The sequence below is a fragment of the Streptomyces sp. NPDC060064 genome (genome assembly GCF_042736455.1).
Classification (GTDB): Bacteria; Actinomycetota; Actinomycetes; order Streptomycetales; family Streptomycetaceae; genus Streptomyces.
This window is the reverse complement of sequence record NZ_JBHWWF010000001.1, coordinates 348702-370695: the sequence shown is the minus strand read 5'-3', so window position 1 is coordinate 370695 and position 21994 is coordinate 348702. Positions and strand designations below refer to the sequence as shown.

Genomic DNA, 21994 nt, shown 5'->3' with positions numbered 1-21994 from the left:
CCGACCACCGAGATCAACCCCCCTTTGGTCGTGGTCTGCTTCTTTTTTTTATAAGAGACTGGCCGTACGCTCTGCTGGGCTTGGCCTGGCTCTGCCTGGCTGGGCTTGCGGGGGGGGGGGGCGGCGCCCCGCCACCCCGTTTCCTGTATCTGTACCTGTACCTGCTGTACCTGTACCTGTACCTGTACCTGTACCTGCTGTACGTATGCCGTATGCGAGGAGACGCAGCGCAGATGTCCGACGCGAACGCCCCCTGGCTCGTCGTGGGCCTCGGCAACCCCGGGCCCGAATACGCCGCGAACCGGCACAACGTCGGGTTCATGGTCGCCGACCTCCTCGCCGAGCGCATCGGCGGCAAGTTCAAGCGTGCGCAGAAGGCTCAGGCGCAGCTCGTCGAGGGCCGGATCGGCGCGCCGGGTCCGAGTGGCCGTCGGGTTGTGCTGGCCAAGCCCATGTCGTACATGAATCTCTCCGGCGGTCCGGTCATGTCGCTGCGTGACTTCTACAAGGTGCCGACCGCGAATATCGTCGCGATCCACGATGAGCTGGACATCGACTACGGCGCGCTGCGGCTCAAGCTCGGCGGCGGAGACAACGGGCACAACGGTCTGAAGTCGATGACCAAGTCGATGGGCGCGGACTACCACCGGGTGCGATTCGGGATCGGCCGTCCGCCGGGCCGGATGCAGGTCGCGGATTTCGTTCTGAAGGACTTCTCGTCCACGGAGCGCAAGGAGCTTGCGTATCTCGTGGACCGCACGGCGGATGCGGTGGAGTGTCTGGTGACTGAGGGCCTGGAGCGGGCTCAAAGTACGTACAACTCCTGATAAAGCCGGGCCGCGAGTTGACCGGGCGCGTGTGCATGGCCAAGGATCGCGGCCCATGAGCCCGAAGCGGACCCGCATGCTCCTTTACGGCCAACGGGCGGCGATGGCGTGCGTTGCCGCACTGCTGCTCGTCGCCGGCGTCTGGTCGTCCTGGGGCACGGCTCAACACGTCCTGCTGGCCAAGGGCCGTGAACACGGCACCCTGAAGATCGCCAGTTGCGGCAAGGACACCTGCACGGGCCCGTACGAGCCCGAGGACCCGGCCCCTCCCCGCTCCGGCGTGACCATCGACAAGTCGGTTGCCGTGCGGAAGGGCGCGAAGCTCGCGGTCGTGGTGAAGCCCGGTACGCACGAGGTGGTGCGGACGGGCACGGCGGGTGCTCTGTTCGCCTGGCTCCCGCTCGGCGGCGCGCTGGTTCTGGCCGGTCTGGTGATCGGCGGCGGACTGCGGCTGACGCGCGTGGCCTGGGCAACGGCGGCGGCGGGCGGGGCGCTGCTGGTGGGGGCGTTCTTCGCGCTCTGAACGATCCGGCTCCCTTACCGGAACGTCGCATTCACCTGATCGTTATCCAGGACTATTGGGACAAGTGTCAGCGCTTGGGGCGGATGCGTCACGAGGTGTCTTGACCGGCCCGCGAGTTCACAGGACGCTGAGCCGCCCCCCACGGCATCCGTCCTCTCTCACGTTGGATTGCCCATGCGCACCCTCACGTCCTCCAGCGCACTGGTGGCGGCAGCGGCTCTCTCGCTGCTGGCCGCGCCTTCCGCGCTCGCCACCCCTCCCGGCGACAACGGCACCGTGAAAATCCACGATGCCAAGACCGGTGAGGAACTCCGCAAGAACGAGCCGCACGTCTGCTCCTTCTATCTCGACGCCTTCGGTTTTGACGCCCGCCAGCAGGTCGACTGGCGCATCGAGGCCTGGGCCCCGACCGCCGACGTCAAGGGCGAGACGGTTCAGTCCGGTTCGCTGACGCTCGACGGCGACGGCCACGGCAGGACCACGGATCTGGGTCTGCCCGACGGCCACTACAAGCTGTTCTGGAACTTCGACGGCGAGCACGGCCGGGCCAAGCACAAGGTCTTCTGGACCGACTGCGGAAGCGAGGACTCGAAGCCGGACGACAAGCCGAGCGCCACGGTGAGCGACAAGCCGGGCGAGCAGCCGAGTGAGCAGCCGTCCACGCCGGCCGCGACTGCCCCGACCGCCCCGACCGCCGCGGGCGACTCGAAGCCGAGCGCGGCGCCGAGCGCCGACGGCACCTCCGGCGACCTCGCCGAGACCGGCAACGGCGCGCCCATCGGCCTGCTCGCGACGCTCTCGGTCGCGCTGGTCGCGGGCGGCGGCTATCTGCTGGCCCGTCGCCGCACGGCCCAGCGGCACTAAGAAGCGCTGAGAGGCGCTGAGAAGGGCGCCCCCGCCTGGAGAACTCCGGCGGGGGCACCCCGTATCGCATACCGGTGCTTGTCCCGCCGCGCGGCAACGGGTGTGGGGCGCAGCCCCCGGAATGCACCGGGACGACGGATGCCCCGCACCTCACCGGCCTCACCGGCGCGGGGCATCCGCCATTCATGTCTGGCCGCGGGCGTCAGCCCGTGTTGCGCAGGCCGGCCGCCACACCGTTGACCGTGAGCAGCAGCGCCCTCGACAGCAGCGGGTCCGCCTCCTCGCCGCGCTTTGCCGCCGCGCGCTGGCGGGCGAGCAGTGAGACCTGGAGGTAGGAGATCGGGTCCAGGTACGCGTCCCGGATGCCGAACGTCTGTTGCAGCGCGGGGTGGGAGTCGAGCAGCTGCTCACCGCCCGTGATCCGCAGCACCTCGCGTACCGTCAGCGCGTGCTCGGCCTCGATGGTGGCGAAGACGTGCTTGAGGTCCTCGGGCACGAGCGTGTCGACGTAGTGGCGGGCGATACGCAGATCGGTCTTCGCCAGCGTCATTTCGACGTTGGCGATGAAGTTGCGGAAGAAGTGCCACTGCTCGTGCATCTCGTCCAGGACCGTGTCCAGGCCGGCCTCACGCAGCGCCTTCAGTCCTGACCCGACGCCGAACCAGCCGGGCACGATCTGCCGTGACTGCGTCCAGCCGAAGACCCACGGGATGGCGCGGAGGCCGTCGAGACCGGCGCCGGAGTCCGGCCGCCGGGAGGGGCGCGAGCCGAGGTGGAGGTCGGCGAGCTGGTCCACCGGGGTGGCTGCGAAGAAGTACGCGGGCAGGTCCGGGTCCTCGACCAGACGCCGGTAGGTGGCGTGCGCGGCGTCCGACACGGTGTCCATCGCCGCGTCCCAGCGGGCCAGCGCCTCGTCGGACTGGCGCGGCGCCGTGTGCAGCGCGGAGGCCTGCAGTGTCGCCGCGACTGTCAGTTCCAGGTTCTCCCTGGCGAGCGACGGGATGAGGTACTTGTCGGAGATGACCTCGCCCTGCTCGGTCACCTTGATCTCGCCCTCGAGTGTGCCCCACGGCTGCGCGAGGATCGCGTCGTGGGAGGGGCCGCCGCCGCGGCCGACGGTGCCGCCGCGACCGTGGAAGAGCCGCAGCCGTACGCCGTACCGGTGTGCCACATCTCGCAGCCGCCGCTGCGCCCGGTGGATCTCCCACTGCGAGGTGGTGATGCCGCCGAACTTGGACGAGTCGGAGTATCCGAGCATGACCTCCTGGACATCACCCCGGAGCGAGACGAGCCTGCGGTACGAGGGGTCGGCGAGCATCGCGTCGAGGATGACGTCCGCGGCCTTCAGCTCGTCGGTCGTCTCCAGCAGGGGCACGATGCCGATCTTTGCCCAGCCGGCGTGCAGATCGATCAGACCGGCCTCGCGTGCGAGCACCGCCGCCGCGAAGACGTCGTCCGCGCCCTGGCACATCGAGATGATGTACGACTCGATGACTTCGGGCCCGAAGCGTTCGAAGGCCTCCTTGACGGTGTGGAAGACGCCCAGGGTCTTCTGTCCCGCGGCGTCCAGCGGCGCGGGCGTCGGGGCGAGCGGCCGTCGTGAGCGCAGTTCCTTGGCGAGCAGCTTCTGCCGGTAGTCGCGCGGCATGTCGGCGTATCGCCAGGATTCCTCGCCGAGCCGGTCGAAGAGCTGCCCGAGCGCGTGGTGGTGCGCGTCGGCGTGCTCGCGTACGTCCATCGTGGCGAGCTGCAGTCCGAAGGCGGCGAGTGTGCGGATCGTGCGGTCCAGGCCGCCGTCGGCGAAGTGTCCGCCGCGGTGTGCGCGGAGCGACGTCTGGATGAGGGTGAGGTCGTGCAGCAGTTCGGCGGTGCCGAGGTAGTCGCGGCCCGCCTCGTGCGGTGTGCCCTTGGCGAGGCGCTCGCGGGTGTTGACGAGCTTCTGCCGGATGCAGGTGGCCTTGAGGCGGTACGGCTCTTCGGCGTTGAGCCGCTTGTAGCGGGGGCTGATCTCGGGCAGCCGCTCGAGGTCCGTCTGCAGTGATGTCAGCAGCTCTTCCGTCGCGCCCGCGTAGCGGATGGAGTTGGAGAGCAGTCCGCGCAGATGGTCGATGACCGCGATCGCGTCGGTGATGCCGTGCTCGTGCTGGAGGATCAGCACTTCCCAGGTCACCGCGGGGGTGACGTTGGGGTTGCCGTCGCGGTCGCCGCCGATCCAGGTGCCGAAGGTCAACGGCCGGGTGCCTGCGGGCAGTTCGACGCCGACTCGTTCCAGCTCGGCGGACAGGTCCTCCAGCACGTCGCCGACGGCGCCGGCGTGCAGCTCGTCGAGGTAGTAGATGGCGTTGCGTGCCTCGTCGGCGGGCTCGGGCCGCACCACGCGCAGCTCGTCGGTCTGCCAGATGAGGTCGATGTTCTCGGCCAGCCGGAGATCGTGCCGGCGCCGGTCGGCGGCGATGACGGGGGTCTCGAGGAGCTCGGCGATACGGCGGAGCTTGTTCAGTACGGAACGCCGTGCCGCTTCGGTGGGGTGCGCGGTGAACACGGGCCGGACGTTCAGGTTCCTGACGGTCTCGCGCAGATGCTCGGGGTCGGCGTCCTTGAGCATGTCCGCCGTACGGGACAGCAGTCCGCCTTCGGCGGCGCGCCGCTCGCGCATCTCGTGGCCGCGGTGCACCTGCTCGGTGACGTTGGCGAGGTGGAAGTAGGTGGAGAAGGCGCGTACCAGCTTGGCCGCGGTCTCGAGGTCGGTGTCGCCGAGCAGCTCGGCTGCGGCCTCACCGTCGCTGCGCGTCAGTGCGCGGACCCGCTCGACGAGCTCGAGGAGCTCGGGGCCCTCCTGCCGGACGAGGGTTTCGCCCAGCAGATCGCCCAGTCGGCGGATGTCGGCGCGCAGCTCGGCGCTGGCGGTGGGGGTCTGGTCGGCACTGCTCACAGGTGCGGCTCCTTGCAGTGTTTGAGCACGTCTGGAGGGGTCTGGAGGCTGCGGACCGCGCTGTCCGACGACACCCAGGATAGGTGTCCATTTCCCTGACGTTATCCACAGGTCTCTTGCCGCGGGGCCGCACACCTGCATACTTACGATGGCGTAGGTTACGCATCCGTAGCCTCGATCTTCAGTCCCATCTCTCACCCCACAGGGGACCCTCATGGCCACAAGCCCGCATCTGCTGGACGACGCCCCGAAGCCGTCGGCAGCCGACGATCTCCCCTTCGCCACGCTGGGCGGGGACAAAAAGCGGTCGCTGGAGCAGATCGCCCTGCTGCTGTTCATCACGGTGCCCTTTGTCGCGCTGCTCGCCGCGGTGCCTCTGGCCTGGGGCTGGGGTGTGAGCTGGCTGGATCTCGGCCTGCTGGTGGCGATGTACTACATCGGCTGCCACGGCATCACGATCGGCTTCCACCGCTATTTCACCCATGGCTCCTTCAAGGCCAAGCGTCCTCTCCGGATCGCTCTCGCGATCATGGGGTCGCTGGCGGTCGAGGGCCCGCTGGTCCGCTGGGTGGCGGACCACCGCAAGCACCACAAGTTCTCCGACGCGGAGGGCGACCCGCACTCGCCGTGGCGCTTCGGCGAGACCGTGCCGGCGCTGATGAAGGGCCTGTGGTGGGCACATATCGGCTGGATGTTCGACGAGGAGCGCACGTCCCAGCACAAGTACGCACCGGATCTGATCAAGGATCCCGCGCTCCGTCTCATCTCCCGCCACTTCATCTACTGGACGATTCTGTCCCTCGCGATCCCGCCCCTGGTCGGCGGCCTGGTCACGATGTCCTGGTGGGGCGCGTTCACGGCCTTCTTCTGGGGTTCGCTGGTCCGTGTCTGCCTGCTCCACCACGTCACCTGGTCGATCAACTCCATCTGCCACGCGGTCGGCAAGCGCCCCTTCAAGTCCCGCGACCGCTCGGGCAATGTGTGGTGGCTGGCGGTGCTGTCCTGCGGCGAGTCCTGGCACAACCTCCACCACGCCGAGCCGACGAGCGCGCGGCACGGCGTGCTGCGCGGCCAGATCGACTCCAGCGCCCGGCTGATCCGCTGGTTCGAGCAGCTGGGCTGGGCGTACGACGTGCGCTGGCCGGATGCGTCACGTATTGACGCCCGGCGCAGGATTGACGCCGCCGAGACGGCATGATTGACGACGTGGCGATCGACGGCGGTACCAGCAGCACGGACAAGAACCGGCCCTCCGGGAGCCGGCGAGCGCGCCGCGTCCGTATGACGGGGGCGGAACGCCGGGAGCAGCTGTTGGACATCGGCCGCACCCTCTTCGCCGAGAAGGGCTTCGAGGGCACCTCGGTCGAGGAGATCGCCGCGAAGGCCGGTGTCTCCAAGCCCGTGGTGTACGAGCACTTCGGTGGCAAGGAGGGTCTGTACGCCGTTGTGGTGGACCGCGAGATGCGCCAGCTGCTGGACATGGTGACGAGCGCGCTGACCGCGGGGCATCCACGCGAGCTGCTGGAGCAGGCCGCCTTTGCGCTGCTGGACTACATCGAGACGTACACGGACGGTTTCCGCATCCTGGTGCGCGATTCTCCGGTCGCCCAGTCGACCGGTACGTTCGCGTCGCTGATCAGCGATATCGCGACCCAGGTCGAGGACATTCTGGGTCTGGAGTTCAAGGCCCGCGGTTTTGATCCGAAGCTGGCGCCTCTGTACGCGCAGGCGCTCGTCGGCATGGTCGCGCTGACGGGCCAGTGGTGGGTGGACGCCCGCCGTCCGAAGAAGGCGGAGGTCGCGGCGCATCTGGTGAATCTGGCCTGGCACGGTCTGGGCAGCCTGGAGGCGAAGCCGCGGTTGATAGGGCACCGCAAGAACTGAGCGGCGCCGCCTCCGGCCCCGGGGCGAGCACAGGCGCGCGGCGTCAGCCGCGCCGTCCGGGAGCGCGCCACCCGACGGCGCGCCGTCCGGGGGCCGTCTCCCGGCACAGGGCGACCGCCGCGACGACCGCGACGCACAGCACCAGGGCCCAGACACGGCGCGACGGATCCCAGCCCGCCGACAGCGGCTGGGCGAACGGATCCAGGGCGTCCGGCAGCGGCAGCAGCACCGACACGATCACGCCCATCACCACCCCCGGGGCCGCCAGCGCACCGCCGCCGGTGCCCGCGCCGGTGCCGTTGCCCGTGCTGAGCCTGAACCCGAGCGCGGCGAGCGCGATCACCATCGCCAGCAGTGCCGCCGCCTCCAGGGTGAGGCCGGGCTGCGGGAGCAGTGGCCGCTCGTCCGGGTTCACCGCCATGGCGCCCAGGAGCAGCACCGCCGTCCAGCCGGCCGCCGCCCCGAGCAGCGCGACGAAGATCCGCAGCCCGTGCACCACCCAGCGCGGAGTCGGCACCACTTCCGTCGTACGGGCGGCCGGGTCGTCCAGCAGGAAAGCCGCACCCACCGCGATCAGCACGGCCGCGGAACGGATCAGCAGGACGACGTCGATGAGCCGCATGCCGCCGGAGACCAGGGCGGGGACGCCCACCAGCAGCACCGCGGCCGTCACGGCGATCAGCAGCGGCAGCGTGCGGGCGGAGCGCAGCGCGTACGGCAGGAGCAGCGGGAACAGCCTTCGGGGCCTCACGCGCAGGCCCGCTCGCCGGCCGGCACCTGCGCCGGCGCGCGTACTCCGAGGAGCTCCGCGGCACGGTCGGTGGTGGTCCCGGTCGCGGTCAGTTCGCGCCATGACGCCTTCACCCGCTCGCCGATCCGGTCGGACGGACCGTCCAGCAGCTTCAGCGCGAACTCCCGTTCCCTGGCGTCGAAGTCGAGTCCGCTGGACGATTCGAGAACCAGCAGGCTCAGACCGCCGGTGGTGCGGCCGGTGAGGTCCTTGAGGGCGGCTTCGGAGTCGCCGGTGGCCTGACCGGCCAGCCACAGGGTCAGTACGGCGCGGGCGCCGCAGACGGTGGTCCCGCCCTCTTCCCGCGGCAGCGTGCCCGTCACCACGCGGTAGGCGAACAGCGCCGAGAACTCCGCCACCGCGTCGCTCTCCGCGTCCTGTCCCGCATCGCCCGCGCTCCACCAGGTGCCGACGGGCACGGCGCCCGGCGTCCCTTCCCGGCGGTCGTCGGCGTCCCAGGCGGTGTACGGCAGCGGCTTGTTGGCGTGTGCCTCGATGCCGTCCCGGAAGATCCGCTGGCGTACGGAGTAGCGGGCGTCGGCCACGGCGTCCGGGGTACGGGCGAGAACGCCGTGCACCACGCCGTCCCACTCGGTCACCCGCCCCTTGAACTCGGGGAACGCGCAGTAGGTGACGCTCTTCCTGGTCACGCACTGCTGGCCGGCGGCCGGGTGCTCGGTGACGTCGGCCCTGGCCCGTACGACACTGTCGGGCAGCGGCCGCATCTGCAGCGCGCCCGCGACCACCGCCACGGCCGCTGCCACGGCGGCGCACGCCCACAGCGGACGTGTGCCGCGGCGCGGCGGTCCGGGCGCCGCGCCCGGCCGGCCGCGCAGCAGGGCGCACGCGGCGAGCAGCACGGTGAGGCCGGTCAGCCACAGCAGATGCAACCCGGCCGGCCTGCCGACCAGCGCCGACGGCAGCGGCTGCACAAACTCGTCCTCCATGGCGACGACAGCCAGCCAGCGCCAGCCCGCGGTGTTCTGGACGGCCGCGATGAAGGTGAACACCGCGAGCAGGGCCAGTGCGAGCGAGGCCGCGGCGGGAGCCGGGAACAGTCGCGCGAGCAGCACCCCGAGGACTCCGGCGAGGAGCACCACGGCGGGGCCGGTCGCCACCTCGAGCCACTGGACGGTACCGACGGCTCCCGGTTCGGCGGCGAGGTAGCCGATCCTGGCGAGGCTGAGGCCCGCGCAGAGCAGGACCGCGGGGAGCACCGCCAGCAGATGGGCGAGGGAGCGGCCGCGGGCGCCGACGACAAGCACCTCGTACACCGGCTCCACGCCGTTTCGGACGGCCCGCAGCACACCGAAGTCGGCGGCGAGCAGGGTGCCTGCGGCGAGCAGCAGGGTCGGCAGCTGGATGTAGCGGGAGCTGTCCTGCAGGACCGGGTAGCGGTTCGCCGCGTCCCCGGTCGCCAGGGCGTAGCCCCATAGCGCGAGGTAGCCGGCCAGGGCGCCGAGCATCGCCGGGTGGCGCAGCAGGCGCAGCGCTTCCACGCGGGCCAGCGCGAGGACCGCGCCGCGCGTCCCGCTCTGCCCGGCCGGGGTTGCGGCCCGGTCCGTCTTGCCACGGCGGGCGTCGCCGACGACGGTCATGCCGCGTGCTCCTTCTGGGCGGTGGCGTCGAGGAGCAGCAGGTAGCCGTCCTCCAGGGTGGGTTCGAGGAGGGGCGCGCCGGCGGGGGCGGTGCCGATGTTCCGTACGGTTCCGACTCCGGTGCGCCATCCGGCGAGGGCCCGCGGGTCCCGTTCGGCGCTGCTCCATACGCGGCCGGCGGCGACGGCCGCGAGCGCGGGCGGCTCGCCGTCGAACTTCACGGTTCCGTGGTCCAGTACGACGACGCGGCGGCAGAGCGCGGCGACGTCCTCGGTCTGGTGGGTGGACAGCAGTACGGTGCGGCCGTCGCCGAGGTCGGCGATCAACTCCCGGAATCGCAACCGCTGTTCGGGGTCGAGGCCCACGGTCGGCTCGTCCAGGATGAGGAATTCGGGGTCGCCGACGAGTGCCGCGGCGAGCGCGACGCGCTGGCGCATACCGCCGGAGAGCTGCTTGATCTTCTTGCCGCGCCGGCCCGGCAGCCCGACCGCGTCGAGTACCCGCAGGACTTCGCGGTGCCTGGCGGCGCGGTCGGTCAGCTCCTTCAGGATGGCGACGTAGTCGACGAACTCGAAGGCGGTGAAGGCCGGGTGGAAGCCGGGGTCCTGCGGCAGATAGCCGAGGCGGCGCCGGATCCCGAGCCGCCCCTCGGGCGTCCGCGGGTCCATGCCGAGCACCGAGATGTCACCGCCGTCGGGCAGCGCCGCGGTGGCGAGTGTCCGCAACAGGGTCGTCTTACCGGCGCCGTTCGGGCCCAGGAGCCCGGTCACGCCGGGTCCCAGGGTGAAGGACACCCCGGCCAGTGCCTTGAAGCTCCGGTAGTTCACTGCGAGTTCACGGACGGTGACCGCGGCTGGGCTCATCGGGATTTCCTTCCGGTTCACGCGCGTGCGTGCTGGGTGTCCCGGTCGTACCGGGTGCGGGTCAGGGTGATGGAGAGGGCGGCGGCGAAGAGCACTCCGGCCGCGGACAGCTGTCCGGCGGCGCTCAGCAGCGCGTCCTGTACGGGCCCGAAGGCCGCCAGCAGGCAGAGCGTCCAGGCTCCGCCGACGACGCCGGCCGCCGCGGTGGGGTCGATGCGCGCCGACAGCGCCAGCGTGAGCGACGTCAGCGCGAGGGAGGGCAGCAGCCAGCCGAGTGTCTCCAGGGCGGGGCCGGGCAGCGCCACGGCCGCGGCGGCCGTCGGGACCAGGGCCGTGGTGACCACGGCGACCGTGCGCAGCATCAGCAGCCGCAGTCCGTACACGGGGGTGACGAGGGTGATCTCGTACATCGGATCGCTGCGCGGGCCGAAGGAGAGGGCGACTCCGATCACCGGCAGCGCGGGCGCCACCACGAAGAACGGCAGCGAGGCGGAGGCCGCGTGCCCGAGCCGGGCGACGACCAGGGCGAGCAGCAGCGTGACCACGGCTGCGGTGAGCCAGGAGCGGCGCAGTGCGGGTGTCGCGGTGATCAGCCGTGCCGTGTGGCCGGGTACCCGCAGCCGGTGCAGCGCACGTTCGGCGGGCCCTGGCCGGGGCACGTCCTTGGCGATGGCCAGCCGAGCCCATCCCGCCTCGGTGCGGGAGGTGTCGGCGTACGCGGCGAGCCGTGCCCGGCAGTGCGCGCACTGCGCCAGGTGCCCTTCCGCGCCGGCGAGAGCGGGCGGGCCGAGCTCCCCGGCGGTGTAGTCGCGCAGCAGGGCGTCCGGGAGGTGTACGCGGCTGTGCGGTACGGGGCGTCCCGGGCTCCCCCGGCTGCCGGTGTCCCACGGGGAAGTCATCGCCTGCTCCTCTCCTGCGCCCCTCATGTCCTCTCCTGATCCGCTCATGCCAGCTCCTTCCGGAGCCGCTGGCGTGCCCTCATCGCACGGGTTTTGACGGTGCCTGCCGGAATCCGCAGCACTTTCGCGGCCTCGGCGGTGGTGAGGCCGTCGACCACGGTGGCCTGCAGCACCGCCTTGAGTTCCGCCGGCAACTTCTCCAGGGCGTGCGCGAGTTCGCCGTGCGGGATGCCGTGCAGCGCCTCGTCCTCGGCGGAGGGCTGTTCCTGGTGCCGGAACCGGCCGAGTGCCCGGATAAGCCGCTGCCGTGCGCCGTGCCCTCGCTGGATGTCGACGAGCCGGCGGGATCCGATGCGCCACAGCCAGCCGGCCGCGTCCGCGCCGTGTTCCTCGCGGTAGCGCGCGGTGCCCCGCCACACGGCGAGGAAGGTCTCCTGTACGACGTCGTCGACGACGCCGGGATCAGGACACCGGTACTGGAGCCGGGCGACCAACCACGGCTCGTAGCGCCGGTAGAGCAGCTCGAAGGCACGGCTGTCGCCGTCCTCCACCGCGCGCAGCAGGTCCCCGTCACTGGGGTGCTGCTCCTCCACGTACGCCACATCCCCTCATCGGACGGGCGGGTCGGATCGGTTCACGGAAGTCGGAGATTCTTTTCCGGCCCCTGCCCCCACCAGCATTCAGCCAACCGTGGCTCTGTACAGGCCATTTACCCGCCGTTCCGTAGGCCACTTTTCGACCATTGGCCACTGAACTACACATAGGCCATTCGGAACTCTTTCGTCCCCCCACGCCACAGACGTACCTTCGCCATCGCTCGGGCCCGACCAACCCGAGGACGGGTCCGACCAACCCGAATGAAGAGGGGAATTCGCATGCCCAAGAACCTCACGTCACTGGCGCGCCCTGCCGCCGTCCTCATGGCCACTGGAGCGATCGCCGGAGTGATGGGTGTCGCTCCGGCAGCCGCCGCGCCTGCCCAGGCCACCGCCGTCCCGTCGTGCATCACCATCAAGAACACGTCGAGCTGGGCCACCACGACGACGCGGGTGACCAACAACTGCCGTGGGACGTACCGCTACTACTTCAAGTGGGACCGGCACACCGACGGCCCCTGTGAGACCTACGGGCCGGGCCACTGGCACTCCGAGACCGTGGCCATCACCGCGCGTTTCGCGGGTCTCGGCGGCTGCTGATCCGGCTGCCTGTCCCCTGACCGGTCCGGCTGCCCGTCCGGCGGCTGATCCGGTCGGTCTGAGCGGCTGACGTCGCACCGCACCAAGGCGAGGGGCCTTCCCTGAAGCCCTACTCCAGGGAAAACCCCTCGCCGACCGTGGTGCGCGTCGGTCCGCGCATGCCCGCTGCTACGCCGGCTCCAGGAACTCCAGCCGGTTGCCGACCGGGTCCTGCGAGTAGAAACGGCGGTGCCCCGGGAGGCCATCGTCCCAGACCACCTTCGCGCCGCGCTCCTCCAGCCGCGCCGCGTACGCCTCGATGCCCGTGACCCGCAGTCCGGGGTGGGCCTTCCTGGCGGCCCGGAAGTCCGCCTCGATGCCGAGATGGAGCTGGACGGGACCCTGCTGGAACCAGCAGCCGCCGCGGGCCGCAAGCACGGGAGGCTTGGGGATTTCCGTCATACCCAGGACATCGGAGTAGTACGCGCGCAGAGCGTCCTCCGAGCCGGGCGGCGCGGCCAGTTGGACGTGGTCGACGGCGGTGAGCATCAGAACCCCTTTCGCCCGACGGCGAAGATCCGGCGGAACGGGAACACCGTGCCGTGCGGGCCCGGCGGATACGCCTTGCGGAGCAGATCGCGGTACTGGCCCAGGAATTCGGCCTCGGCCGTGGCGTCGTCGCCGAGCGCGGTGAGGACGGGACGCAGCGCCGTGCCCTTGACCCAGTCCAGCACCGGATCCTCCCCGGCGAGGAGCTGGAGATACGTGGTCTCCCAGACGTCCGCCTCGCAGCCGAGATCCACCAGGCGGGCGAGGTAGTCGGCAGGGTTCAGGATGTGGACGAAGCGCCGCCCGCGGTCGCCGAGCCGGCCGCGCCACTGCGGGGCTTCGCAGAGCTCGCCGAGGAGGGCGTGGCTGGGGGAGGTGAAGTTGCCGGGGACTTGTAAGGCGAAGGTGCCGCCGGGAGCGAGTCCCTCGATCCAGACCGGGAAGGACTCGGGATGGTTCGGCACCCACTGCAGTGCCGCGTTGGAGACGATCAGGTCGTACGGTTCGTCGGGCGTCCAGTACGCGGCATCGGCGGGCCGGAAGTCCAGCCAGCCGCCGCCGGGTGTGGCGCCTGCGTGCTCCTTCTCCGCGATCGCGAGCATCTCCGGGGAGAAGTCGAAGCCCGTGATGTGGGCGGTGGGCCAGCGGTCGGCGAGGAGTGCGGTGACATTGCCGGGTCCGCAGCCGATGTCCGCTATACGGGCGGGACGGTCGCCATTGGGCAGCCGGGGTATTCGGGCGAGAAGGTCCACGAATGGTCGTGTGCGGTGCCCGGCGTAGCGCAGGTACTGCTCCGGATCCCAGGTTGGTGCGGAATGCATGTTCGAGCCCCCTTGCAGGAACGGTGTGCCGAAGCGGAATGAGGTTCCGGCCCGACCATGCCCAAGCCTGCGCCCGAATATATCTTGATGTCAAGAGACTTCACGTCGACAGACCCTCTACACTGATCGACATGGAGGACGAGGTCGATCGACTGGTCGCAGCATGGCGCCGTGAGCGCCCCGACCTCGACGTGGAACCGCTCGAGGTACTCAGCCGCGTCTCCAGGCTCGCCCGCCATCTCGACCGGGCCCGGCGGCTCGCCTTCTCCGAGCACAATCTGGAGCCGTGGGAGTTCGACGTACTCACCTCGCTGCGGCGCGCGGGGGCTCCGTATCAGCTCTCACCGGGACAGCTGCTGACCCAGACCCTGGTCACCTCCGGCACCATGACCAACCGCATCGACCGGCTCGCCAAGAAAGACCTGGTCGAGCGGCTGCCCGACCCCAGCGACCGGCGCGGTGTGCTGGTGCGCCTCACGCCCGAGGGGCGGGACCGCGCCGACCAGGCGCTGGCCGGGCTGCTCGCGCAGGAGCGCGCGATCCTCTCCGAGCTTTCCCGGGCACAGCGGGCCGAACTGGCCGCGCTGCTACGCCAGTTGACCGCCCCGTTCGACAACGTTCCCGGCTAGGTCGACCGGACCGACCCCGGCGCGGCGCGCGAGAGCGACCGCGGCGAGCGTGGAGTGCACGCCCAGCTTCCCCAGAACGTTCTGCATATGCGTACGAACGGTGTGCGGAGACAGGAAGAGGCGCTCGGCCACTGCTTTGCGCCCCAGGCCCGCGACCATGCAGCGCAGCACCTCACGCTCGCGCGGCGTGAGCGACTCGACGAGCTGCTCACTCTCGGTGCGGTGCTTGCGGGCCGCGGTCAGCTCTCGCAGTACGCCGGTGAGCAGGGCGGGGGGCAAGTGGGTCTCGTCCCTCAGCACTCCCCGTATCACCGCGAGCAGCCGCTGCAGCGAGCAGTCCTTGGCGACCCAGCCGGAGGCGCCGGCCTGGAGAGCGAGCGCGGCGCGGCGCGGGTCGTCCTTCTCGGCGAGCACGACCGTACGGACGGCGAGATGGCCGGAACGGACGCCGGCGACCAGGGATATGCCGTCGACGACACCCTCCTCGCCGTTGTCGGACACGGCACGGGCGACGGCTACGGCACGGCCGCCCGGCACCGCGAGGGCGCCGAGGTCGGCGTCGACCAGCATCACATCGAATCTGCGGCCGTCGGCGGCCGCCCGCTCCAGGCACCGCAGCGCGGCGGGGCCGCTGCCGGCCGCGGCGACATCCACATCGGGCTCGGCCGCAAGAGCGGCGGCGAGTGACTCGGCGAAGATGCGGTGGTCGTCCACCACCAGAACCCGGATACGAACCACAGACACCCCCAGTGTCGGAGGACGGACCGGCGCGGGTACGCCGCCCGGGTATTCGGGGTAGTTCAGCGGTCGCTCGGCCGCCGCCGTGCTGTGACTGATACCCCGCCCCGGGCGTCGTACCCGACTGTCTCGCCCCCTGATCAACACCGGCCCCCACCGGTGCTGAGCATCAGCGTACGGCTGGGGGGCCGGAGCGGAAGGCTATTTGCAGAACTGATTGGCCAGGGTGTTTAGGGTGGGCCGCATGTTTCGTATTGCGACAGAAGTCGACAAAGATCGGCGGATGCTGCTCGGTGAGCGGCTGGACCAGAGCAACTCGGGGCGGTCACCGGCGATACGGGGGTTGCGGGGTACACCGCACGACGACGAAGTGCCGCTGGAGGTCTGGGCGCTCGAACCGGGCACGGCCGAGCTGGCGGGCGGGCTGACGGCACTGACCTGGGGACGCTGGCTCCATGTGGATCTGCTGTGGGTCGCGGACGCCCACCGCGGCACGGGCCTCGGCACCCGGCTGCTGGGCGAGGCGGAACGGACGGCGAAGCAGGACCGGGGCTGCGTGTACGCACGCCTGGAGACCTGGGACTTCCAGGCGCCGGAGTTCTACCGCAGGCGTGGGTACGAGGTGGTGGGCAGGGTGGACGACTACCCGCCGGGGGCAACGGAGTTCATCCTCACGAAGCGGCTGGCGTAGCGGGCCGAGGGCTCATGACACCCGCGTCGCGCCCCGGGAAGGCGTCGCCGGGAAGATCCTCGGCTCCGCGTGACCGGCGGACGCGAACGCCTCCAGGACCGACTTCGTCACCGTCGGCGTCGTCGGCGCATCCGTCAGGACGATCGCCGAGCCCCCGAAGCCGCCGCCCGTCATCCTCGCGCCCAGCGCGCCCGCCGCCAGCGCTGTGTCGACCACCAGGTCCAGTTCCGGGCAGGAGACCCGGAAGTCGTCCCGCAGCGAGGCATGCCCCTCGGTCAGCACCGGGCCGATGGCGCGCACCTCGCCCGCCTCCAGAAGGCCGATCACCCGCTCGACCCGGTGGTTCTCGGTCACGACATGCCGCACCAGGCCGCGCACCTCCGGATCGTCCAGCCGGTCCAGCGCCCGGGCGAGGCCCTCGTACGGAACGTCCCGCAGGGCGGGAACGCCGAGCGCCGCCGCGCCCGCCTCGCAGCCCGCGCGGCGTTTGCCGTACTCGCCGTCGCTGTGGGCGTGCTTGACACGGGTGTCGACGACCAGGAGTTCCAGGCCCAACGCCGCCAGATCGAAGGGGATCTGGCGCTGGGAGAGGTCCCGGGTGTCCAGATGCAGCGCGTGCCCGTCCGTGCAGCACGCCGAGGCCGTCTGGTCCATGATCCCGGTGGGCGCGCCGACGTAGACGTTCTCGGCACGCCGGCACAGCCGGGCCATCCGACACCGCTCCAGGCCCAGTTCGTACAGGTCGTTCAGAGCGAGAGCCGTGACGACCTCGAGCGCCGCGGAGGAGGAGAGGCCCGCGCCCGTGGGCACGGTGGACTCGTAGTGCAGGTCCGCGCCGGCGGCCGGGTGGCCCGCCTCGCGCAGCGCCCAGACGACGCCCGCAGGGTAGTCGGTCCAGCCGCCCGCCCCTCGCCCCGGCGCGAGGTCGCCGACGCGCAACTCGACCGCGCCGCCCTCGACGTTCGCCGAGTGCAGCCGCAGTACGCCGTCGTCGCGGCGCGCCGCGGTGACGACCGTGGTGTGGGGCAGCGCGAAGGGCATCACGAAACCGTCGTTGTAGTCGGTGTGTTCACCGATCAGGTTCACCCGGCCGGGGGCCGCCCACACACCGTCACTCATGAAGCGTTCTCCCTCCCACGGGCAAAGGCCCAGGCGTCCGACACGATGCCCGCCAGGTCGGCGCGGCTGGGCTGCCAGCCCAGGAGTTTGTGCGCGGTGGCCGCGGAGGCGACGAGCACCGCCGGGTCGCCGCCGCGGCGCGGGGCCACGACCTCCGGGACCGGATGGCCGGTGACCTTGCGTACGGTTTCGATGACCTCACGGACCGAGAAGCCGTTGCCGTTGCCGAGGTTGCAGATGAGGTGCTCGCCGGCGGTCGGCGCGTCCAGCGCGAGCAGATGCGCCTCGGCGAGGTCGGCGACATGGATGTAGTCGCGGACGCAGGTGCCGTCCGGGGTCGGGTAGTCGTCGCCGAACACCGAGATCGACTCGCGCTTGCCGAGGGCGACTTGAAGCACCAGCGGGATGAGATGCGACTCGGGGTCGTGGCGCTCGCCGCAGGTGATGTTGCCCGACGGGCCGTACGCGCCCGCCACGTTGAAGTACCGCAGGGAGACGGCCGCGAGGCCGTGCGCCGCGGCCTCGCCCGTGATCATGTGGTCGACGGCGAGCTTGGACGCGCCGTACGGGCTGGTGGGGGCCGTCGGGTCGGTCTCGGTGATCGGCGTGGAGACGGGTTCGCCGTATGTCGCCGCGGTGGACGAGAAGACCAGCTTGCGCACGCCCGCGTACCGCATGGCGGCAAGCAGCGCCATGGTCCCGCCCACGTTGTTGGTCCAGTACTTCTCGGGGTTCACCACCGACTCGCCGACCTGCGAGAAGGCCGCGAAGTGCAGCACCGCGTCGTACGAGGAATCCAGCCACTTGGCCGCATCCTGGATCCGGCCCTCGATGAACTCGGCGCCCGCCGGAACCCCTTCCAGGAACCCGGTCGAGAGGTCGTCGAGCACGGTCACCCGGTGGCCGGCCTCCAGCAGATGCTGCGCCACCACGCTGCCGACGTATCCCGCGCCACCCGTGACCAGGTACTTCTTCTGCGGCATGCCACTCACTCGCTCGCTACCTCTCGCAGTCGCTCGGCCGCGGTTTCCGGCGGCACGTCATTGATGAACACGCTCATACCGGACTCGGAACCCGCGAGGAACTTCAGCTTGCCGGAAGTCCGGCGGATGGTGAAAAGCTCGAGATGAAGCCCGAAGTCACTCCGGTTGACATCGGCGAAGGGCGCCTGGTGCCAGGCCGCGATGTACGGCGTCGGCGGCTCCCCCGTACCGAAGATCCGGTCGAAGCGTCTCAATAGTTCCAGATAGATCTGTGGGAACTCTGTGCGCGCCGCGTCGTCCAGCGCCCGAAGGTCCGGAACACGCCGCAGCGGGTACAGATGCACCTCGTACGGCCAGTGCGCCGCGTACGGCACGAACGCGACCCAGTGCTCACCCTCCAGCACCATTCGTACGCCCTGCTCACGCTCGCGGGCGACCAGGTCGTCGAAGAGATTGCGGCCGGTCTCGGCCCGATGTCCGGCGGCCGAGCGCAGCATCAGCGCGGTGCGCGGGGTGACGAAGGGGTACGCGTAGATCTGGCCGTGCGGGTGCCCCAGCGTCACCCCGATCTCGGCGCCCCGGTTCTCGAAGCAGAAGACCTGCTCCACCTGCGGAAGTTCGGCGAGCTCGGCGGTGCGGTCGGTCCAGGCCTCCAGCACCAGCGCGGCCTGCTCCTCGCCGATGTCGGCGAACGAGGCGTCGTGGTCGGAGGTGAAGCAGACGACCTCGCAGCGGCCGGAGTCGCCGGCCAGGGACGGAAAGCGGTTCTCGAAGACGGCGACGTCGTAGTCGGCGGCCGGGATCTCGCTGAGGCGGCCGTCCCTGGACGGGCAGAGCGGGCATTCGTCGGCCGGCGGATGGTAGGTGCGGCCCTGACGGTGCGAGGCGATGGCGACCGAGTCGCCGAGCAGCGGGTCGCGGCGGATCTCGGAGGTGGTGGAGATCGGGTCGAGCGGCCGCCGGTCCACGGCGTCGCGTACGGCGTCGTCGCGGGAGTCGTAGTAGAGCAGCTCACGACCGTCGGCGAGCCGGGTCGACGTCTTCTTCACTCTGGAGCTCCCTCAGCCTCCCAGCAAACAGAACCGCACATAACAAATCACAAGCCAACAGCCATCGTCAATGGGCATGCAGCATGCGCTTACTTAGGACATTTCAACCAGATGAGCCATTGAACGAGGGGAACCAGGGGAACCAGGCGAACCAGGTGAGATCCGAGCCGGCCGTGCCGATCCTTCGGTACGAGGACGTCGGTGACCACGCCCGAGGCCACAGACCTCGAGGACGCGTAACGCCTACTCCGCCGCCGGCCCGGACGACGAGGCGATCGTCGCCCGGTCCAGCAGTCCGGTGCGCGCCGCCAGCGCCGCGGCCTCCAGCCGGGAGCCCACTCCCAGCTTCATCAGCACCCGCTGCACATGCGTACGGGCCGTGCTCGGCGCTATCCCCATCCCGGCCGCGATCAGCCGGGTGTCCTCGCCGTCCGCGACCCTGACCAGCACCTCGACCTCGCGCGGAGTGAGCAGCTGCAGCAGTCGCTGCCCCTCGTCGTCCGGCTGCGCGGCCGGGTTGAGCAGCTCGGCGAACGCGCCCTGCAGCAGCTGCGGAGCCACCACGGCCTCGCCCGCCCGCGCCTTGACCATCGCCCGCTCGACGCCCTCGATCCGCTCGTCGTGACGCACATATCCGGAGGCGCCGGCCGCGAAGGCCGCGGCGATCCCTCGCGGGCTCGGCACCGGGCCGAGGACCACCACAGCCACCTGCGGGCGCTCCCGCTTGATCTTCACGATCGGGTCGAAGGCGCCCGGTTCCGCGGGTGCCGCCGTGCCCAGCAGGCACACCTCGGGCGCCCTGGCCACCACCAGCTCGGCCGCGCCGGCCCCCGGAGCGGCAGCAGCGAGCACCCGGTGCCCACGCAGTTTCAAGGCCGAGGCGAGTGCCTCGGCGAGCAGTCGGTGATCATCGACCACCACGAGCCGCACGCCCATCGAGCAACCCCCATCCCCGCGAGCTGGCCCCCCGGCCCTCCTGCCCCGGCAAGCTACACGCTTGTTCGACGTTGCGCGCCCCTAACTCGGCAGAAGCCCCCCAGAATGCCGAATTCTTCGCCAAACAGGGCTACAACAGGTCTAGTCATGACTGAGGCCCGGCACATCGGAGAACCGATGTGCCGGGCCACTGACCGGAGTTGTGCCGCGCGCGGCGTGCGCCCGGTCGGAAATCAGTCGGCCGTGCTGAAGGCGACAGCCAGGTACTTCTTCCCGAACGACGCGCCGGATGAGGTCGGCTTGCTCATCAGGACCGCGCCGATGTACAGCCGGCCGTTCGCGTAGCGGTACTCGGCGTAGTCCGAGGAGAAGCTGGTCTCCGCCTCACGGACCGGCTTGTCGGCCGGATTGTCCATCAGCACCGTCTGCTTGAAGGTGGCGCCGTCGATGCTGATGACCTGGCCGCCCTTGTCATAGGGGGGCCACCTGTAGGCGATGATGTTGCCGCCGTCCATCCGGATCGGGAACATCGTGTACCGGTCGCCCGCGTCGGCCCGGTCGCTGGTGGGCTTTCCGGTGGCGAGGTCGAAGGAGAGGATCTCGTTGGTGTCGCCGTACTCCCCCGTGCCCTCGTGGTCCGCGGTCGGCAGGTAGATCTTGCCGTTTCCGACGACGACCTTCTGGCACTCCTCGACCTCGGTGGAATCGCACCGCGCCTCGTACTTGTCACCGGTGGCCGGGATCTTGGCGCGCAACGCACCCTTCTCGTCGAGCGAGAAGAAGTCCGAGATGCCGCCCGAGCCCGTGTCGCCGACGTTGGCGGCGACGACCAGCGGCTTGGTGGAGACGATGCTCGCGTAGCCGACGCCGGGCGGCAGCTTGTACGAGAACAGCGGGGTGCCGTTGGCCGGGTTCAGGCCCTGGATGCTGACCTGCGCGTTGTCGTACGAACCGCACTTGCGGACCGCGACGAGCGCCTCGCCGCCGCCGTACCCCATGTCGTAGCACTGCTCGCCGTTGACCGTGGGCTTCCAGCGGACCGCGCCGCTGTTGAGGTCGAACGCCCCACCGCCGTCGGTGCCGCCCGCGGCGACCGTGGTGCCGCTCTGGGTGACCTCTCCGAACTGGGCCTTGGAGTCACCGGACTTGGCGCTGGTGACGGACTTGCTCCACAGCAGCTTGCCGGTGTTGAGATCGACGACGCCGACCTCGGTGCACGGCTGGAAGTTCTTCGGCGGAGTCCGCTTGGCGGCCTCGAAGACGATCGCGGCCTTGAAGTCCTTGGACACATGGCGCGAGGCCGCGCAGACCTGACCCGGGAGCGGGACGGTCCACAGCGGGGTGCCCTTGGCCACGTCGTAGCCGACGATCGAATTGATCCCGGGCTTGACGTAGGCCTTGTCGGTGACCCAGGAGCCCTTGACGCTCGTGAGGTCGGTGCGCACGGGCTCCGGCAGCTGGAAGGCCACCTTGGAGTGGATGTTCGCGGGCGCCTGCTCCTTGCCGGGGCCGTCGGCGGCCTTGCCGCCGCCGGTGGAACCGCCGTTGGAGCCCTCGGAGCCGCCGCCCGAGCTGTTCTTGCTCTCGTCCTTCTTGCCGCCGCCGTCGTCGTCCTTGGAGGCGAACCAGATGCCGCCGACGACGATCAGCACCACGGCGAGCGACGCCGCGATGATGATCTGCATCTGCGTGCTCAGCTTCTTGCCGCCGCCACCGCCACTGCCGCCGGGCTGGGGCTGTGCGTACTGCGGCTGCGCGTACTGCGGCTGCATGGGCGTGGTCGGGTAGCCGTAGCCCGGCTGGGCCGGCGGCTGTCCGGCCGGAGGCGTCTGCGGGTAGCCGTAGCCGGGCGCCTGGCCCGGCGCCTGCGGATAGCCGTAACCGGGCTGGCCCTGCGGCGGCTGGGCGGGCGGCTGCGTCTGCGGATAGCCGTACGAAGGGCCCTGCGCGGGTGGCGGCGTCGGGGCTCCGAAGCCGCCGGGCGGCGGATCCTGCGGAGCGCCGAACCCGCCCTGCGGCGGCGGCCCCGGCGGCTGGTTCGGCGGCGGTCCCGGCGGTTGGTTCGGCGGGGGTGGTGGCTGCGTCATGGCGTACTTACCTCTGGAGAAGGGGAGTTGGGCCTGA

The 21994-nt window shown here is 70.6% G+C and carries 22 protein-coding genes; 8 read left to right on the top strand and 14 right to left on the bottom strand.

Features of this window, described 5'->3' with window-relative positions:
* The first annotated feature begins 233 nt into the window (after positions 1-233).
* From pth to ACFWDI_RS01810, 3 genes are all read left to right on the top strand, one after another.
* A complete protein-coding gene (gene pth / locus ACFWDI_RS01820) occupies positions 234-827 on the top strand; it encodes an aminoacyl-tRNA hydrolase (RefSeq protein WP_385300718.1) in 594 nt (197 codons plus the stop codon).
* Between the two features lie 55 nt (positions 828-882).
* Positions 883-1350 carry a hypothetical protein gene (locus tag ACFWDI_RS01815; protein WP_385300717.1) on the top strand — a complete coding sequence of 156 codons (468 nt, stop codon included), beginning with the start codon at positions 883-885 and terminating at the stop codon, positions 1348-1350.
* A gap of 174 nt (positions 1351-1524) precedes the next feature.
* Positions 1525-2214 carry an LPXTG cell wall anchor domain-containing protein gene (locus tag ACFWDI_RS01810; RefSeq protein WP_385300715.1) on the top strand — a complete coding sequence of 230 codons (690 nt, stop codon included), beginning with the start codon at positions 1525-1527 and terminating at the stop codon, positions 2212-2214.
* 202 nt (positions 2215-2416) lie between these two features.
* On the opposite strand, the gene ppc is transcribed toward ACFWDI_RS01810, so the two are convergent.
* Positions 2417-5146: a phosphoenolpyruvate carboxylase gene (gene ppc, locus ACFWDI_RS01805; RefSeq protein ID WP_385300713.1), complete on the bottom strand. Its 2730-nt coding sequence runs from the start codon at positions 5144-5146 to the stop codon at positions 2417-2419.
* Between the two features lie 214 nt (positions 5147-5360).
* Between ppc and ACFWDI_RS01800 the strand changes: the two genes are divergently transcribed.
* Positions 5361-6344, top strand: a complete 984-nt coding sequence (locus ACFWDI_RS01800; protein ID WP_385300712.1) for an acyl-CoA desaturase — start codon at positions 5361-5363, stop codon at positions 6342-6344.
* Positions 6341-7030 carry a TetR family transcriptional regulator gene (locus ACFWDI_RS01795; protein WP_385300711.1) on the top strand — a complete coding sequence of 230 codons (690 nt, stop codon included), beginning with the start codon at positions 6341-6343 and terminating at the stop codon, positions 7028-7030. The genes ACFWDI_RS01800 and ACFWDI_RS01795 overlap by 4 nt, the downstream gene beginning before the upstream one ends.
* Positions 7031-7073: 43 nt before the next feature.
* Here the strand turns inward: ACFWDI_RS01795 and ACFWDI_RS01790 are convergent, their stop codons facing one another.
* The 5 genes from ACFWDI_RS01790 to ACFWDI_RS01770 are packed head-to-tail and all read right to left on the bottom strand — an operon-like array spanning position 7074 to position 11782.
* Positions 7074-7781, bottom strand: a complete 708-nt coding sequence (locus ACFWDI_RS01790; protein WP_385300710.1) for a hypothetical protein — start codon at positions 7779-7781, stop codon at positions 7074-7076.
* Positions 7778-9418 (bottom strand): ABC transporter permease, encoded by a 1641-nt coding sequence (locus tag ACFWDI_RS01785; RefSeq protein WP_385300709.1) that lies wholly within the window; start codon positions 9416-9418, stop codon positions 7778-7780. Before ACFWDI_RS01785 ends, ACFWDI_RS01790 begins: the two co-directional genes overlap by 4 nt.
* Positions 9415-10281: an ABC transporter ATP-binding protein gene (locus ACFWDI_RS01780; protein ID WP_362682377.1), complete on the bottom strand. Its 867-nt coding sequence runs from the start codon at positions 10279-10281 to the stop codon at positions 9415-9417. Before ACFWDI_RS01780 ends, ACFWDI_RS01785 begins: the two co-directional genes overlap by 4 nt.
* A gap of 17 nt (positions 10282-10298) precedes the next feature.
* A complete protein-coding gene (locus ACFWDI_RS01775; RefSeq protein ID WP_385300708.1) occupies positions 10299-11228 on the bottom strand; it encodes a zf-HC2 domain-containing protein in 930 nt (309 codons plus the stop codon).
* Positions 11225-11782, bottom strand: coding sequence for an RNA polymerase sigma factor (locus tag ACFWDI_RS01770; RefSeq protein ID WP_385300707.1), 558 nt, complete (start codon positions 11780-11782; stop codon positions 11225-11227). Before ACFWDI_RS01770 ends, ACFWDI_RS01775 begins: the two co-directional genes overlap by 4 nt.
* A gap of 273 nt (positions 11783-12055) precedes the next feature.
* Here ACFWDI_RS01770 and ACFWDI_RS01765 point away from each other — a divergent pair, with 273 nt between their 5' ends.
* Positions 12056-12376 (top strand): hypothetical protein, encoded by a 321-nt coding sequence (locus ACFWDI_RS01765; RefSeq protein ID WP_385300706.1) that lies wholly within the window; start codon positions 12056-12058, stop codon positions 12374-12376.
* Between the two features lie 168 nt (positions 12377-12544).
* On the opposite strand, the gene ACFWDI_RS01760 is transcribed toward ACFWDI_RS01765, so the two are convergent.
* Positions 12545-12904: a VOC family protein gene (locus ACFWDI_RS01760; protein ID WP_385300704.1), complete on the bottom strand. Its 360-nt coding sequence runs from the start codon at positions 12902-12904 to the stop codon at positions 12545-12547.
* On the bottom strand, positions 12904-13725 hold the full coding sequence (locus tag ACFWDI_RS01755; RefSeq protein ID WP_385300703.1) for a trans-aconitate 2-methyltransferase: 822 nt from the start codon (positions 13723-13725) through the stop codon (positions 12904-12906). The genes ACFWDI_RS01760 and ACFWDI_RS01755 overlap by 1 nt, the downstream gene beginning before the upstream one ends.
* A 131-nt stretch (positions 13726-13856) precedes the next feature.
* Here ACFWDI_RS01755 and tamR point away from each other — a divergent pair, with 131 nt between their 5' ends.
* On the top strand, positions 13857-14354 hold the full coding sequence (gene tamR / locus ACFWDI_RS01750) for a MarR family transcriptional regulator TamR (RefSeq protein WP_324973496.1): 498 nt from the start codon (positions 13857-13859) through the stop codon (positions 14352-14354).
* Here the strand turns inward: tamR and ACFWDI_RS01745 are convergent.
* Positions 14313-15092, bottom strand: a complete 780-nt coding sequence (locus ACFWDI_RS01745; protein ID WP_327328355.1) for a response regulator transcription factor — start codon at positions 15090-15092, stop codon at positions 14313-14315. The genes tamR and ACFWDI_RS01745 overlap by 42 nt on opposite strands.
* A 244-nt stretch (positions 15093-15336) precedes the next feature.
* Here ACFWDI_RS01745 and ACFWDI_RS01740 point away from each other — a divergent pair, with 244 nt between their 5' ends.
* Positions 15337-15783, top strand: a complete 447-nt coding sequence (locus ACFWDI_RS01740) for a GNAT family N-acetyltransferase (protein WP_385300702.1) — start codon at positions 15337-15339, stop codon at positions 15781-15783.
* Positions 15784-15795: 12 nt separating this feature from the next.
* Here ACFWDI_RS01740 and galK read toward each other — a convergent pair whose 3' ends face one another.
* The 5 genes from galK to ACFWDI_RS01715 form a co-directional block, all read right to left on the bottom strand.
* The gene (gene galK / locus ACFWDI_RS01735; protein WP_385300701.1) at positions 15796-16902 is read right to left on the bottom strand and encodes a galactokinase; all 1107 of its coding nucleotides are present in this window, start codon (positions 16900-16902) and stop codon (positions 15796-15798) included.
* Positions 16899-17885 (bottom strand): UDP-glucose 4-epimerase GalE, encoded by a 987-nt coding sequence (gene galE, locus ACFWDI_RS01730; RefSeq protein ID WP_385300699.1) that lies wholly within the window; start codon positions 17883-17885, stop codon positions 16899-16901. The genes galK and galE overlap by 4 nt, the downstream gene beginning before the upstream one ends.
* Before the next feature lie 5 nt (positions 17886-17890).
* A complete protein-coding gene (galT, locus tag ACFWDI_RS01725) occupies positions 17891-18934 on the bottom strand; it encodes a galactose-1-phosphate uridylyltransferase (RefSeq protein ID WP_385300698.1) in 1044 nt (347 codons plus the stop codon).
* 243 nt (positions 18935-19177) lie between these two features.
* Positions 19178-19870: a LuxR C-terminal-related transcriptional regulator gene (locus ACFWDI_RS01720; protein ID WP_385300697.1), complete on the bottom strand. Its 693-nt coding sequence runs from the start codon at positions 19868-19870 to the stop codon at positions 19178-19180.
* 233 nt (positions 19871-20103) lie between these two features.
* Positions 20104-21957, bottom strand: coding sequence for a PQQ-binding-like beta-propeller repeat protein (locus tag ACFWDI_RS01715; protein WP_385300696.1), 1854 nt, complete (start codon positions 21955-21957; stop codon positions 20104-20106).
* Between the last annotated feature and the right edge of the window lie 37 nt (positions 21958-21994).

Coding starts and splice junctions, on each gene's coding strand:
- pth (WP_385300718.1), top strand. CDS start 234: ATGTCCGACGCGAACGCCCCCTGGCTCGTCGTGGGCCTCGGCAACCCC.
- ACFWDI_RS01815 (WP_385300717.1), top strand. CDS start 883: ATGAGCCCGAAGCGGACCCGCATGCTCCTTTACGGCCAACGGGCGGCG.
- ACFWDI_RS01810 (WP_385300715.1), top strand. CDS start 1,525: ATGCGCACCCTCACGTCCTCCAGCGCACTGGTGGCGGCAGCGGCTCTC.
- ACFWDI_RS01800 (WP_385300712.1), top strand. CDS start 5,361: ATGGCCACAAGCCCGCATCTGCTGGACGACGCCCCGAAGCCGTCGGCA.
- ACFWDI_RS01795 (WP_385300711.1), top strand. CDS start 6,341: ATGATTGACGACGTGGCGATCGACGGCGGTACCAGCAGCACGGACAAG.
- ACFWDI_RS01785 (WP_385300709.1), bottom strand. CDS start 9,418: ATGACCGTCGTCGGCGACGCCCGCCGTGGCAAGACGGACCGGGCCGCA.
- ACFWDI_RS01780 (WP_362682377.1), bottom strand. CDS start 10,281: ATGAGCCCAGCCGCGGTCACCGTCCGTGAACTCGCAGTGAACTACCGG.
- ACFWDI_RS01775 (WP_385300708.1), bottom strand. CDS start 11,228: ATGAGCGGATCAGGAGAGGACATGAGGGGCGCAGGAGAGGAGCAGGCG.
- ACFWDI_RS01765 (WP_385300706.1), top strand. CDS start 12,056: ATGCCCAAGAACCTCACGTCACTGGCGCGCCCTGCCGCCGTCCTCATG.
- ACFWDI_RS01760 (WP_385300704.1), bottom strand. CDS start 12,904: ATGCTCACCGCCGTCGACCACGTCCAACTGGCCGCGCCGCCCGGCTCG.
- ACFWDI_RS01755 (WP_385300703.1), bottom strand. CDS start 13,725: ATGCATTCCGCACCAACCTGGGATCCGGAGCAGTACCTGCGCTACGCC.
- tamR (WP_324973496.1), top strand. CDS start 13,857: ATGGAGGACGAGGTCGATCGACTGGTCGCAGCATGGCGCCGTGAGCGC.
- ACFWDI_RS01740 (WP_385300702.1), top strand. CDS start 15,337: ATGTTTCGTATTGCGACAGAAGTCGACAAAGATCGGCGGATGCTGCTC.
- galK (WP_385300701.1), bottom strand. CDS start 16,902: ATGAGTGACGGTGTGTGGGCGGCCCCCGGCCGGGTGAACCTGATCGGT.
- galE (WP_385300699.1), bottom strand. CDS start 17,885: ATGCCGCAGAAGAAGTACCTGGTCACGGGTGGCGCGGGATACGTCGGC.
- ACFWDI_RS01720 (WP_385300697.1), bottom strand. CDS start 19,870: ATGGGCGTGCGGCTCGTGGTGGTCGATGATCACCGACTGCTCGCCGAG.
- ACFWDI_RS01715 (WP_385300696.1), bottom strand. CDS start 21,957: ATGACGCAGCCACCACCCCCGCCGAACCAACCGCCGGGACCGCCGCCG.